This window comes from Hamadaea tsunoensis DSM 44101 (genome assembly GCF_000428945.1).
GTDB lineage: Bacteria > Actinomycetota > Actinomycetes > Mycobacteriales > Micromonosporaceae > Hamadaea > Hamadaea tsunoensis.
Genome location: NZ_AUAX01000008.1, coordinates 46,336 through 59,692 on the forward strand (window position 1 = coordinate 46,336; position 13,357 = coordinate 59,692).

12 protein-coding genes are annotated in these 13,357 nt (G+C 71.9%); 3 read left to right on the forward strand and 9 right to left on the reverse strand.

The features are described 5' to 3' along the window. The first annotated feature begins 42 nt into the window (after positions 1 to 42). The 3 genes from def to G401_RS46140 are packed head-to-tail and all read left to right on the forward strand — an operon-like array spanning position 43 to position 2,943. A complete protein-coding gene (def, locus tag G401_RS0116435; protein ID WP_027343368.1) occupies positions 43 to 600 on the forward strand; it encodes a peptide deformylase in 558 nt (185 codons plus the stop codon). Between the two features lie 10 nt (positions 601 to 610). Then, positions 611 to 1,537 (forward strand): methionyl-tRNA formyltransferase, encoded by a 927-nt coding sequence (gene fmt, locus G401_RS0116440; protein WP_027343369.1) that lies wholly within the window; start codon positions 611 to 613, stop codon positions 1,535 to 1,537. After that, positions 1,492 to 2,943, forward strand: coding sequence for an RsmB/NOP family class I SAM-dependent RNA methyltransferase (locus G401_RS46140; protein WP_084557262.1), 1,452 nt, complete (start codon positions 1,492 to 1,494; stop codon positions 2,941 to 2,943). Before fmt ends, G401_RS46140 begins: the two co-directional genes overlap by 46 nt. Before the next feature lie 387 nt (positions 2,944 to 3,330). Here G401_RS46140 and G401_RS0116450 read toward each other — a convergent pair whose 3' ends face one another. From G401_RS0116450 to G401_RS0116490, 9 genes are all read right to left on the reverse strand, one after another. Continuing rightward, the gene (locus G401_RS0116450) at positions 3,331 to 5,589 is read right to left on the reverse strand and encodes a primosomal protein N' (RefSeq protein WP_064741779.1); all 2,259 of its coding nucleotides are present in this window, start codon (positions 5,587 to 5,589) and stop codon (positions 3,331 to 3,333) included. Between the two features lie 30 nt (positions 5,590 to 5,619). Next, on the reverse strand, positions 5,620 to 6,810 hold the full coding sequence (metK, locus tag G401_RS0116455) for a methionine adenosyltransferase (protein WP_027343371.1): 1,191 nt from the start codon (positions 6,808 to 6,810) through the stop codon (positions 5,620 to 5,622). A gap of 200 nt (positions 6,811 to 7,010) precedes the next feature. Then, positions 7,011 to 8,207: a bifunctional phosphopantothenoylcysteine decarboxylase/phosphopantothenate--cysteine ligase CoaBC gene (gene coaBC, locus G401_RS0116460; RefSeq protein WP_027343372.1), complete on the reverse strand. Its 1,197-nt coding sequence runs from the start codon at positions 8,205 to 8,207 to the stop codon at positions 7,011 to 7,013. A 24-nt stretch (positions 8,208 to 8,231) separates the two neighbouring features. Then, positions 8,232 to 8,498: a DNA-directed RNA polymerase subunit omega gene (gene rpoZ / locus G401_RS0116465; protein ID WP_027343373.1), complete on the reverse strand. Its 267-nt coding sequence runs from the start codon at positions 8,496 to 8,498 to the stop codon at positions 8,232 to 8,234. 62 nt (positions 8,499 to 8,560) lie between these two features. Further along, positions 8,561 to 9,157, reverse strand: a complete 597-nt coding sequence (gene gmk / locus G401_RS0116470; protein ID WP_027343374.1) for a guanylate kinase — start codon at positions 9,155 to 9,157, stop codon at positions 8,561 to 8,563. 413 nt (positions 9,158 to 9,570) lie between these two features. After that, positions 9,571 to 9,888 (reverse strand): integration host factor, actinobacterial type, encoded by a 318-nt coding sequence (gene mihF, locus G401_RS0116475; RefSeq protein WP_027343375.1) that lies wholly within the window; start codon positions 9,886 to 9,888, stop codon positions 9,571 to 9,573. 212 nt (positions 9,889 to 10,100) lie between these two features. After that, positions 10,101 to 10,940 carry an orotidine-5'-phosphate decarboxylase gene (gene pyrF / locus G401_RS0116480; RefSeq protein WP_027343376.1) on the reverse strand — a complete coding sequence of 280 codons (840 nt, stop codon included), beginning with the start codon at positions 10,938 to 10,940 and terminating at the stop codon, positions 10,101 to 10,103. A 22-nt stretch (positions 10,941 to 10,962) separates the two neighbouring features. Next, positions 10,963 to 12,225 carry an adenosylmethionine--8-amino-7-oxononanoate transaminase gene (locus G401_RS0116485; RefSeq protein WP_027343377.1) on the reverse strand — a complete coding sequence of 421 codons (1,263 nt, stop codon included), beginning with the start codon at positions 12,223 to 12,225 and terminating at the stop codon, positions 10,963 to 10,965. A gap of 9 nt (positions 12,226 to 12,234) precedes the next feature. After that, entirely contained in the window at positions 12,235 to 13,350 is a 1,116-nt protein-coding gene (locus G401_RS0116490; protein ID WP_027343378.1) for a quinone-dependent dihydroorotate dehydrogenase, read from the reverse strand. Positions 13,351 to 13,357: the final 7 nt, after the last annotated feature.

The following is a 13,357-nucleotide window of genomic DNA, read 5'->3' on the forward strand; positions in this document are numbered from 1 at the left end:
ATAGACTCAAGGGCACAACCGTGGAGTGAGGAGTCCCGAGTCGTGACCGTGCAGCCCATCCGCCATTTCGGCGACCCCGTCCTGCGTACGCCGGCCGACCCGGTCGTGACGTTCGACAAGGAGCTCCGGCGGCTGGTGAAGGACCTGCAGGACACGATGCAGAAGGCCGGCGGCGCGGGTCTGGCGGCTCCCCAGATCGGGGTGAGCCTGCGGGTGTTCTCCTTCGACGTCGACGACGTGCTCGGCTACATGGTCAACCCGGTGCTGGAGTTCCCGGACGAGGAGGAGCAGGACGGTCCGGAGGGCTGCCTGTCGCTGCCCGGCCTGTACTTCGACACCAAGCGGCGGCAGAACGTCATCGCCAAGGGCTTCCACGAGTCCGGCGACCCGATGCAGCTCGTCGGCACCGGCCTGATGGCCCGCTGCATCCAGCACGAGACCGACCACCTCGACGGCGTCATCTTCATCGACCGGCTGGACAACACCGGCCGCAAGGCCGCGCTGAAGGAGATCCGCCGCGCCGAGTGGTACGACCCGACCAACACCCGGGTGAAAGTGAGCCCGCACAGCGCCCCCAGCCCGTTCGGACTGGCCCGTTAGGAGCGGCGGCATGCGTCTCGTCTTCGCCGGCACACCCGAGGTCGCCCTGCCGTCGCTGGACGCGATCGCCGCGTCCCGGCACGAGCTCGTGGCCGTCGTCACTCGCCCGGACGCGCCGGCGGGCCGGGGCCAGCGGCTGGTCCGCTCCCCCGCCGGGGCCTGGGCCGACGAGCACGGCGTCGAGGTGCTCACCCCCGCCAAGCCCCGCGACCCGGAGTTCCTGGAGCGGCTGGGCGCGATCGCGCCGGACTGCGTACCCGTGGTGGCCTACGGCGCGCTGGTGCCGCCCGCGGCGCTGGAGATACCGCGGTTCGGCTGGGTGAACCTGCACTTCTCGCTGCTGCCCGCGTGGCGCGGCGCGGCGCCGGTGCAGCACGCCGTGTGGCACGGTGACGAGGTCACGGGCGCCTCGGTGTTCCAGCTGGAGGCCGGTCTGGACACCGGGCCGGTGTTCGGCACGCTGGTGGAGCCGATCAAGCCCGCCGACACCTCCGGCGACCTGCTCGACCGGCTGGCCGTCGACGGCGCGGGCCTGCTGGTGACGGTCCTGGACGCGATCGAGGAGGGCGCGGTGACACCGGTGCCGCAGCCGCCCGACGGCGTCTCCCTCGCCCCGAAGATCACCGTCGAGGACGCCCAGGTCCGCTGGGACACCCCGGCGTTCGCGGTCGACCGGCTGGTCCGCGCCGCGACCCCGGCTCCCGGCGCGTGGACCACGTTCCGCGGCGACCGGGTCAAGCTCGGCCCGGTGTCCCCGCTGCCCGGCGGCCCGAAGCTGGCGCCCGGCGACCTCCTCGTGGACAAGAAGCAGGTCCTGGTGGGTACCACCACCGACCCCGTGATCCTCGGTGAGGTCCGCGCGGCCGGCAAGAAGGCGATGTCCGCCGTGGACTGGGCGCGCGGCGTCCGGCCCGGCTCGGAAGACAGGCTGGTCTAGAAGTGCGACGTTCAGCGACGACCGAACGCTGGTCCGGCGGCCACCGCCAGATCGACCAGGCCCGCTGGGCGGCGTACGAGGCGATGCTCGCGGTCCAGCGGGACGGCGCGTACGCCAACATCGTCCTGCCCCAGATCCTGCGCGAGACCGGCGTCCGCTTCCGCGACGCCGCCTTCGCCACCGAACTCACCTACGGCACCCTGCGCCACCTGGGCACGCTCGACCTGATCATCGCCAAGGCCGCCCAGCGCGACGTCGATCGCATCGACCCGCCCGCGCGGGACGCCCTGCGCCTCGGCGCGTACCAGTTGCTGCACACGCGCGTCCCGGCGCACGCGGCGGTCGCGGAGACGGTCGATCTCGTACGCGAGGTCGCCCCGGGCGCGATCGGCTTCGCCAACGCGGTCCTGCGCCGGATCACGGAGCGCACCTACGACGAGTGGATCGCCGAAGTGGCCCCGGACCGCGAGACCGACGCGGTCGGGTACCTGTCCGCGGCCTGGTCCCATCCACAGTGGATCGTCCGGGCGTTCGCCGAGGCGCTCGGCGGCGACCTGGGCGAGACCGCTCAACTGCTGGCCGAGGACAACGAACGGCCGCCGGTGCACCTGTGCGCCCGGCCCGGCCTCATCGATCCGCAGGAGCTGGCCGATCTGGCGGACGGCGTACCCGGCGCGTTCTCGCCGTACTCGGTCTACCTCAACAGCGGCGCGCCGGGCGACCTCGCCCCGATCCGCGACGGGCGCGCCCACGTCCAGGACGAAGGATCGCAGCTGGTCGCGACCGCCCTGGCCACGGCCGACCTGACCGGGCCGGACGAGCGCTGGCTCGACCTGTGCGCCGGCCCCGGCGGCAAAGCCGGCCTGCTCGCCGCGATCGCCGCCGGCCGGGGCGCCCGGCTGACCGCCGTCGAGATCACCGAGCACCGCGCCCACCTCGTCGAACAGGCCGTACGCGGACTGCCCGCGACCGTGGTCTGCGCGGACGGCCGCCAGGTCGGCGAGATCGACGAGCTGCCCGAGGAGGGGTTCGACCGCGTACTGGTCGACGCTCCGTGCACGGGTCTCGGCTCGCTGCGCCGCCGTCCCGAGTCGCGCTGGCGCCGGCAGCCGTCGGACCTGCCCCCGCTGACCCGCCTCCAGCGCGAACTGCTGGCCGCCGCCTTCCGCGCCGTACGCCCCGGCGGGCTCGTCGCGTACGTGACCTGTTCGCCGCACACGGTGGAGACACAGGTCAGCGTGGTCGAAGCCGCCCGGCGCTCGCCGATCACGATGGACTTCGTGGACGCCCGTCCCTTCCTTCCCGACGGGATGCCCGGCCTCGGCGGTGGCCCGACGGTGCAGCTCTGGCCGCACCGCCACGGCACCGACGCGATGTTCCTGGCCCTCCTTCGCCGAGCCGACTGATCTTCAAGATCCTTAAGGATCGTTCGCGGCTGGGGTGTAGTTCCGGCCCGATCTGCATGATCGCTTACGCGTCAGGTGTAGCAAAGGCCGGTCAGTGCGCTCCGGAACCGCAAACGATCATGCGGCAGGTGGCCGTTCTACACCTCAGCCGTCATCGATCACCCGGCCGGACGCCGGGCGAGCGCACAAGTCGGACAGTCGCGACAAAGGCCGGGCGAGGGTTGGGGCGAAACGGTGACCGGACGACGGTGGATGATGCTTCGCCCCACTCACCTGGCAGTGGAGTCCCCGGAGCGCAGCGACAGGGGCGGAACGGTCTCCCGCGGGAGGAGCGGAGGTGAGATCGACGAACCCCGGACAAAGCCCTTAAAAAGATCTTGAAAGGGCTCAGAGCATGTCGAGCGGGTCGAGCTGGACTCGGACCGGTTCCGGCGCCTTGCGGGCGCTGCGCACTCCGGCGGCCGCGTGCAACGCGTGCGCCAGCGACGCCGCGTCCGACCGCTTCACGCGTACGAGAAGGCGTTCTTGATGTTCGGGGAGCTCCAGCGGGCCGAGCTGCTCCGAGCCGGCGGGCAGGTCCGTCGCGGCGAGGAAATCCTGCAGCGCGGCCGGTGAGCCGGTGAGCGAGGCCATCCGCGCGGCGGGCGGGAAGCCCAGCTCGCGGCGGTCGGTGAGCTCGCGGGCGGCCAGCCAGCCGGGATCCCAGCGGAGCAGCGCCTGCACGGGGACCAGGGCGCCGTCGGCGACGACCACGACGGTGCCGCCGCGACTGGCGGGCAGGGCGAGGGCGGCGGCGGTCATCCAGCGACGCAGTGCTTCCTCGGCGGCGCGCAGGTCGGCCCGGGTGAGCAGGGCCCACGTGTCGAGGAGCAGGACGGCGCCGTAGCCGCCGCCGTCCACGACGGGCTCGGCGCCGGGGGTCGCGAGCACGAGGGAGGCTTCGTCGGGCACGCTGGCCAGGACGGTCTCGCCGCCCGACGTCCGCACCGGTACGCCGGGAAGGGCCCGGCCGAGTTCCTCGGCGGTACGCCGGACGCCGGTGATCGCGGCCCGCAGCCGGTGGCCGCCACAGCGCGGGCAGGTGAAATCGGCGGCGGGGCGGGCGCACCAGCGGCAGGCCGCGGGGCGGTTCTGGCCCGGCAGCGACAGCGGCCCCGAGCACTGTACGCAGCGCGCCCGCTCGCGGCAGTCCTGACAGGACACGACGGGGACGTAGCCGCGCCGGGGCACCTGGACGAGGACGGCGTTGCCGGCGTGCAGCGATTCGCGGGCCGCCTGCCAGGCGAGGCTGGGCAGGCGCGCGGCGACGGCGCCGGGGTCGCGGCCGAGCTGGCGGTCGTCGGCGGTCACGATGCGCGGGCCGACCACCCGCAGCGCCTCGCGGACGGGGGCGATCTCCTTCGCCCAGCCCGTTTCGAGCAGCAACTGCGCCTCGGCCGAGCGGGCGAAGCCGCCGACGAGCACGGCGCAGCCGGTCAGCTGGGCGCGGCTGAGCAGCACCTGGCGGGCGTGCGGGTACGGGGCGCGGGGTTCGGCGTGCAGGTCGTCGCCGTCGTCCCAGATGCAGACCAGGCCGAGGTCCTCGACCGGGGCGAACGCGGCCGCGCGGGTGCCGATCGCCACCTTGATCTCGCCGCGGCTGAGCGTGAGGAAGCGGCGGTACCGCTCGGCCGGGCCGAGGGCGGCGCTGAGCGCGGCATGCCGGCCCTCCCCCAGTTCGGCGGTGAGCGCCGCGTCGAGCCGGTCGAGGTCGCGGGCGTCGGCGACCACGACGACGGCGCCGCGTCCACTCGCGACGGTCTCGGCGACGGCGGTCGCTATCCGCGCCGGCCACTGCTCACCGGGGAGCGCGGACCAGACCGCCCGCGGGGACTTGCCGTCGGCGAGGGCGCGCAGGAAGGCCTGGCCGGACGGATAGTGTCCCCAGCCGCCCTGCGCGATGGGCCGCGCGTCCTTGGCCGCCGGCCCCGTCGCCCGCACGGCCTGTCCGGTCGCCCGCACCGGCGTCTCGGGCGCTCGGCTGGACTGTCCGGCCGGCGCAGGCGCCGCGGACGGCTGCTCGCGGGCGGGCGCCGGGCGCTGCTCACCAGCCGCCGACTGGGAACCCGGAGCCGGCGACTTCGTGTCCACAGGGGACACGGCGATTCCCAGGCTGCGGGCCACGACCGACGGCGCGTTGTGGACCTCGGCGACCGCGGGCGCGTCAGGGACGATCTCGGGTCGCGGGACCGGATCGGGCTCCGCCGGGGCGACCGCCTTCTTGACGGCCGCGCCCTTCTCGACCGCCGCGTGCCGGGGCGGCACCGCCAGGCGCAGCACGTCGGTGAGATTTCCCGCGTAACGATCGGCGATCTCCCGGGCCAGCTGGACGATCTCCGGCCGCAGCACCGGCTCGCCCGACACCACCTTCTCCAGCCAGGCGAGCTTGCCCGCGTGCTCGGTGGCGTCGGCCCGCTCCAGCAGCCAGCCGTCCAGCAGCTTTCCGCTGAACCGCACCTTCACCCTCGTGCCGGGCCGCGCCGCCTCGGACAGATCCTCGGGCACCTGGTAGTCGAACACCCGGTCGAGGTGCGGAAGGGCCACGTCGACGCAGATACGCGCGACCGGCAGCCGCATCGCGGGCTGCCGGTCGGCGCGTTTGGTCATAGAGCAGTTCTACCGGACGGGACCGACGTTTCAGGCCCCGGCGGCGGACTTGAGGTCGGCGACCCGGTCCGTCCGCTCCCAGGTGAGCTCCGGCAGCTCCCGGCCGAAGTGGCCGTACGCGGCGGTCTGCTGGTAGATCGGGCGCAGCAGGTCCAGGTCGCGGATGATCGCGGCCGGCCGGAGGTCGAACACCTCGCCGATGGCCTTCTCGATCCGGTCGACCGGCACGACCTCGGTGCCGAACGTCTCGACGAACAGGCTCACCGGGTGCGCCTTGCCGATCGCGTACGCGATCTGCACCTCGCAGCGCTCGGCCAGACCGGCGGCGACGACGTTCTTGGCCACCCAGCGCATCGCGTACGCGGCCGAACGGTCCACCTTGGACGGGTCCTTGCCGGAGAAGGCGCCGCCGCCGTGCCGGGCGTAGCCGCCGTAGGTGTCGACGATGATCTTGCGGCCGGTGAGGCCGGCGTCACCCATCGGGCCGCCGATCTCGAAGCGGCCGGTCGGGTTCACCAGCAGCCGGTAGCCCTCGGTGTCCAGGCCCAGGCCGTCCAGCTCGGGCGCGATCACGTGCTCGCGGACGTCCGGGGTCAGCAGGGAGTCCAGCGAGATGTCCGGAGCGTGCTGCGAGGAGACGACGACGGTGTGCAGGCGTACCGGCTTGAGGCCGTCGTACTCGATGGTCACCTGGGTCTTGCCGTCCGGGCGCAGGTACGGGATGACCCCGTCCTTGCGGACCGCGGACAGGCGGCGGGCCAGCCGGTGCGCCAGCGCGATCGGCAGCGGCATCAGCTCCGGGGTCTCCGAGCAGGCGAACCCGAACATCATGCCCTGGTCGCCGGCGCCCTGCGAGTCGAGCAGGTCGTTGCCGCCCTCGCGCAGCTCCAGCGCGGAGTCGACGCCCTGGGCGATGTCGGGCGACTGGCTGCCGATCGAGACGCTGACGCCGCAGGACGCGCCGTCGAAGCCCTTCTTCGACGAGTCGTAGCCGATGTTCAGGATCGTCTCGCGCACGATCGTCGGGATGTCCGCGTACGCCTTCGTCGTCACCTCGCCGGCGACGTGCACCTGGCCCGTCGTGATGAGGGTCTCGACCGCCACGCGGCTGCGGTTGTCCTGCGCGAGCAGGGCGTCCAGGACACCGTCGCTGATCTGGTCAGCGATCTTGTCAGGGTGTCCCTCGGTGACCGATTCGGAGGTGAACAGACGGCGTGCCACGGTGCTCCCTATGATTCGACGTTTCTCGGCATGTGTCTCGGCGGTCTTCTCGGCTGTGCCGCGCGGTCATCGCACGGTGGTAACAGAATCGCCCATGCCGGTCATGGGCGGGAGTCTAGTCACCCCGGCCCGGCCAGGGCATGGCGACCGGCCGGGAGTTCACAACTTGGACAACTACGGCGAGTGGTGGCGTTCATGGTCTAGGACGGCGCCGTCCAGCGTTGCCGGACGAGATCCCAGACCGCGTCGGCGATCTCCTCTTTCGGGCGGCTCGACAGCTGCGTCGAGGATCCGTCCGCGCCCAGGACCGTCACGGCGTTGTCGTCCTGGCCGAAGACCCGGTCGACGCCGACCTCGTTGACGACGATCAGGTCGGCGTTCTTCTTCCGCAGCTTCTGCTCGCCGTTCGCGAGAGCGTCGTGCGTCTCCGCGGCGAACGCGACCAGCACCTGGCCCGGCCGTTTCGCGGCACCGGCCTCCGCCGCGATGTCGGGGTTGGTGACGAGTTCCAGGGTAGGCGCCGAACCGTCCGCCGACTTCTTGATCTTCTTATCGGCGTACTGCGCGGGGCGGAAGTCGGCGGGGGCGGCGGCGAAGACCATCGCGTCGGCGGTCCCGGCCGCACTGTGCACCGCGTCGCGCAGTTCGGCCGTGCTGCCCACCCGGACCAGGTCCACGCCGGCGGGCGTCGGGAGCGAGACGTTGGCGGCGATCAGCGTCACCTTCGCGCCCCGGGCGACCGCGGTGGCCGCGAACGCGTACCCCTGCTTGCCGGAGGAGCGGTTGCCCAGGAAGCGCACGGGGTCCAGCGGCTCGCGCGTGCCGCCGGCGGTGACCACCACGTGGCGCCCGGCGAGATCGGCGGCCGTACGCCCGGCCAGCACCCGCCGGGCGATCGCGAAGATGGCGGTGGGATCGGGCAGCCGGCCCTTGCCGGAGTCGGCGCCGGTGAGCCGGCCGACGTCCGGTTCGAGGACCACGACGCCGCGCCGCCGCAGTGTCGCGACGTTCTCGACGGTCGCCGCGTGCTCCCACATCTCGGTGTGCATGGCGGGCGCGAAGAGGACCGGGCAGCGCGCGGTCAGCAGCGTCGAGGTGAGCAGGTCGTCGGCCAGGCCATGGGCGGCCCGCGCGAGCAGGTCCGCCGTGGCCGGCGCGACGATCACGAGATCGGCCTCCTGGCCGAGCCGTACGTGCGGGACGTGCGGGACGTCCTCGAAGACCCCGGTCGCCACGGGCTGGCCGGAGAGGGCCTCCCAGGTCGGCGCGCCGACGAACTTCAGGGCGGCCTCGGTGGGCACGACGCGGACGCGATGACCGGCCTCGGTGAACAGGCGGAGCAGCTCGCACGCTTTGTACGCGGCGATCCCGCCGCCCACGCCGAGGACGATCTTCAACGACGTGCCCCGTTCAACGTTGGATCAGACCTCGGCGGTCGGCTCGGCGACGAGCAGCCCCGCGTTGATCTCACGCATGGCGATGGAGAGCGCCTTCTCCTGCGGGGTGGTCTCCACCAGCGGCCCGACATACTCCAGCAGGCCCTCGCCGAGCTGCGAGTAGTAGGCGTTGACCTGGCGGGCCCGCTTCGCCGCGAAGATGACGAGCGCGTACTTGGAGGAAGTCTTCTCCAGCAGCTCGTCGATGGGGGGGTTGGTGATGCCCTCGGGGTTGGCGACGGTAGCGGCCACGATCACTGTCCCTAATCTGAGTCGAATGCTTCACGTCCGGCAGCACTGCGCTAGAAGAGCCCTCAGCCGTGCGCGCGCACCGGGGCGAGCTGCCGTGAACCGAGTAAGCCTAGCAGCTCGTCCGCGGCGCGCTCGACCGAGTCGTTCACGACGGTCACGTCGAACTCGTTTTGCGAGGCCAGCTCCTCGTCGGCGTGGGCCAGCCGGCGCCGGATCGTGTCCTCGTCCTCGGTGCCCCGGCCGATCAGCCGCCGCTTGAGCTCCTCGACGCTCGGCGGCGCCAGGAAGATCAGCTGCGCCTCCGGCATCGCGGCGCGGACCTGGCGGGCCCCCTGGATGTCGATCTTCAGTAGCACCGGGATGCCCTCGGCGAGCCGCGCCTGTACGCCCGCCCGCGGCGTCCCGTAGAGGTTGCCGGCGAACTCGGCCCACTCCAGGAGCTGGTCGGACGCCTCCAGATGGCGGAACTGGGTCCGGTTGACGAAGTGGTAGTGGATGCCGTCGACCTCGCCCTCGCGCATCTTGCGCGTGGTGGCGGAGACGGAGAACCAGACCCAGGGCGCCCGGGGCTTGATCCACTCGATGACGCTGTCCTTGCCGACGCCCGACGGGCCGGAGAGCACGCTGAGGCGGGCCGGCGGACGAAGATCGTCGGTCACTGCTACTCCTCAGGCCAGGTGCTTGTTGTTTCTTTCTACCGAACTCCGCTGATCTTTGTCGCGCCCGCCCGGCACAGATCACACAGCGGAAACACGGCGCTCACCTCAGTCAACGGTTCAGGCATCGGTACGACGCGCGGTCACCTGCGATCCTTACGGCGGGTGGTTCGACCCTTTCCGTGGGTGACGCACGATCGGGGGACGGATTGTCCCGCCCTTGTCCCACATCCTGACGCACCGTCCCACGCTTCGCACCAAGATCCCGTTTGGATCAGGGAGATGACCCGAATCTTGGACCAAGATCCGGGTGAAACCCGTGATCCGAACGGGATCTTGAGACGCCGAAGGCTCGCAGCGCGAACGCTGCGAGCCTCGGGCGCGTACCGCCAGCGCCGCCTGGCGGCGGCGGGAGCTCAGTTGCCGGCGAACTCGGCGAGCAGAGCCTTACGCTGCTGCTCACCCAGGCCGCGCAGACGGCGGCTGTCGGCGATCTTGAGCTTCTCCATGATCTGGGTGGCGCGGATCTTGCCGATGCCGGGCAGCGACTGCAGCACCGCCGACACCTTCAGCTTCCCGACGACGTCGTCGGCCTCGGCACGGCTCAGCACCGCGTCGAGCGTGGTCTGGCCCTTCTTGAGCTGTTCCTTCAGCTCAGCCCGGGCCTTGCGAATCTCTGCGGCCTTCTCGAGCGCGGCAGCGCGCTGCTCGGGGCTCAGTGTGGGGAGCGGCACCAGTTCTCCTCAGGTCCCACGCGGCGGTCAAGGGGTGACCGTCGCTCGTTCGTTGGTATCCCGCCACCCCGGATGGGGTGCGGGACTTCGTGCAGCCGTCCTGGGTCACGTGTGACTCATGTGGTTCCCAGTCGCGGGGAAAACTAGCGGTCAGAGCCGTTTTCGGCAACGTCGGCACGCATGATCACAGAATGGTTACGCCCTGAGTGGCGTCACACGGCGTGCCGCAATGCGGTGACGACGGCATCGAGGGCACGGCCCGACGAGTCCCGCAACCCGCTCACCGAGGGTCCGCCGGCGAGCACCTCGCGTGAGTAGGAAGGGAGAACCGCGTCGATGGCGGAGCCGAAGATCGCCCGGAGTCCGGCAGGGTCGCCACCCTGCGCGCCGAGCCCCGGAACGAGGAACGGCCCGCCGGTCCGGGTGAGGTCGTGGCCGGTGTCGCCGATCGTCGCGCCGACCACCGCGCCGACGCTTCCCAGCGGCCCCGCACCCGCGTTGAGCTGGGAAATCTCATCCAAAATAAACTGAGCGACGGTACGTCCATCGGCCGTTCGGGCGTGCTGGAACTGCGGCCCCTCGGGGTTGGACGTGAGGGTCACGACGAACACTCCGCCGCCGAATCGGGCGGCCGCGTCGAAGGCGGGCCGAAGGGAGCCGAACCCCAAATAGGGGGTCACCGTGATCGCGTCTACATAGAGAGGGCTCGATGGATTCAGGTACGCGTCAGCGTACCCGGCCATCGTCGAGCCGATATCACCGCGCTTTGCGTCCAGCAAGACGAGTGCTCCGGCATCCCTCAACTGTCGGATAGTTGACTCAAGGACGGCCACCCCGCGCGAGCCGAACCGCTCAAAGAAAGCAACCTGAGGTTTAAAGACAGCCACCCGTTCGGCTAGTGCGTCGACCACCGTTTGGCTGAACCGGGACAGGCCTTCAACATCGTCGGACAAGCCCCATTCGAGTAGCAGCGAAGCGTGCGGGTCGATCCCGACGCACAGCGGGCCGCGGTCGGCCGTCGCATGGTGCAGTCGCTCGCCGAAAGTCTCCATGTCGATCCCTTCCTGGCACGAATCAGGCCGCCGCCGCGGCCGCCGACATCCCTGCGGTGATCATCGCGAGGTCGTCGTCAGAGGTCACGTAGGGCGGCATGGTGTAGATCAAGTCGCGGAACGGGCGCAGCCAGATCCCGGCGGCCACCGCCGCGCGGGTCGCCGCCGGCAGGTCGACGTCATGATCCAGCTGGATCACTCCGATCGCCCCGAGAACGCGTACGTCGCGGACTCCGGGCAGGTCGCGGGCACCGGCCAGACCCGCCGTCAGGCCCGCCGAGATCCGGGCGACGTTCGCCGCCCAGTCCGACTCCAGCAGCAGCCCGATCGAGGCGTTGGCGACCGCGCAGGCCAGCGGATTGCCCATGAACGTCGGCCCGTGGGCCAGCACCGGCACCTCGCCCCGCGAGATGCCCCGGGCCACGCCCGGCGTACAGAGCGCGGCCGCGAGGGTCAGGTATCCCCCGGTCAACGCCTTGCCCACGCACATGATGTCAGGTGTCACGCCCCGTGAACCCCACAATGCGCCGGTACGCCCGAACCCCGTCGCGATCTCGTCGAAGATCAGCAGCACGCCGTACTCGTCGCACAGCTCCCGCAGCACCCCGAGGTACGCCGGATGGTGCCAGCGCATCCCGCCGGCCCCCTGCACGAGCGGTTCGACGATGACGGCCGCGACCTCGTCGGCGTGCTCCTTGAGCGCCGTGCGCAGCTCGTCCACGTATGACTCGTCATACGACGCCGGCGGCAGGCCGGCGAAGATCTGCCGGGGCAGGGTGCCGCTCCAGAGGCCGTGCATGCCGCCCTCGGGGTCGCAGACGCTCATCGGGTGGAACGTGTCGCCGTGGTAGCCGCCGCGCCACGTGAGCAGCCGGTGCTTGGCCGGCCGGCCCAGGGACCGCCAGTACTGCAGTGCCATCTTGATGCCGACCTCGACGCTCACCGAGCCCGAGTCGGCCAGGAAGACGTGCTCCAGCCCGTCGGGGGCCAGGTCGACGAGGGTCTTCGCGAGGCGTACGGCGGGCTCGTGGGTCAGGCCGCCGAACATCACGTGGCTCATCCGGCCCAGCTGGTCGGCGACGGCCGCGTCCAGCACGGGGTGCCGGTAGCCGTGGATCGCCGCCCACCAGCTCGACATGCCGTCGACCAGCTCCCGGCCGTCGGCCAGGGTCAGGCGTACGCCGGCCGCGGACGCGACCACGTAGGGCTCCACCCGGCCGGGCATCGGCCCGTACGGGTGCCACACGTGCGCCCTGTCCAGCGCCAGCAGTTCGTCGGCGTCCAAGGCGGCTCCTCAGCGCCCGGCGGCGGCGATCGCCCGGACCAGGCTCGGGCCGTGGAAGATGAAGCCCGAGTAGAGCTGCACCAGGCTCGCGCCCGCGTCGAACATGCGCTCGGCGTCGTCGGCCGACATGATGCCGCCCACCCCGATGATCGGCAGCCGGCCGCCGGTCTCCTGGTGGACGAACGAGACGACCTTGCGGGCCCGCTCGGTGAGCGGCCGGCCGGACAGGCCGCCCGCCTCCTGGGCCAGCTGGGCGTCGGCCGGGTCGAGGCCGTCGCGGGCCAGCGTCGTGTTCGTCGCGATCAGGCCCGCCACACCCTGGTCGGAGCACACCTGCAGGACCTCGTCGATCTGCGGGTCGGTCAGGTCCGGCGCGATCTTCACCAGGACCGGCGTACCGGCCGCCTCGGCCACCAGCGCCTGCAGCAGGTCGTTGAGGTGCCCCCGGCCCTGCAACTCCCGCAGCCCCGGCGTGTTCGGCGACGACACGTTGATCGCCACGTAGTCCGCGTACGGGCGCAGCATCCGCAGGCTGGTCACGTAGTCCCCGACGGCGTCGTTGAGCGGCGCCAGCTTGGTCTTGCCGAGGCTGATGCCGAGGGGTGCCCGCAGGCCCAGCGCGCCCGCCATCGGCGCGTGGCCGGCGGCCGTGCGGTGGCGCAGCAGCGTCGCCGCCGTGTCCGGTACGCCCGGCCGGCGGGCCGGCTCGCCGAGCAGCGTGTTCAGCCGCTCGGCGAGCGCGGCCGCGCCCTCGTTGTTGAAGCCCATCCGGTTGACGACGGCCTCGCTGGCCTGGCCCCGGAACAGCCGCGGCTTCTCGTTGCCCGGCTGGCCCTGGGCCGTCACGGTGCCGACCTCGACGAAGCCGAAGCCGAGGGCCGGCCACGCGGCGAGCGCCACGCCGTTCTTGTCCATCCCGGCCGCGAGGCCGACCGGGTTCGGGAAGTCGACCCCGAAGACGGTCCGGGGCGCCGCGACGGCGTACCGCTTGCGCAGGGACTCCAGGACGCGCGGGCGCGGCGCCACCCCGGCGAGCCGGTGCAGCGTGGCCTCGTGGGCGGCCTCGGCGTCGCCGCCTCCGATGCGGAACAGGGCGGGTCGGACGAAGTTCTCGAAGAAGCTCACGGGTGGG

Coding starts and splice junctions, on each gene's coding strand:
- fmt (WP_027343369.1), top strand. CDS start 611: ATGCGTCTCGTCTTCGCCGGCACACCCGAGGTCGCCCTGCCGTCGCTG.
- G401_RS0116450 (WP_064741779.1), bottom strand. CDS start 5,589: ATGACCAAACGCGCCGACCGGCAGCCCGCGATGCGGCTGCCGGTCGCG.
- pyrF (WP_027343376.1), bottom strand. CDS start 10,940: ATGGAGACTTTCGGCGAGCGACTGCACCATGCGACGGCCGACCGCGGC.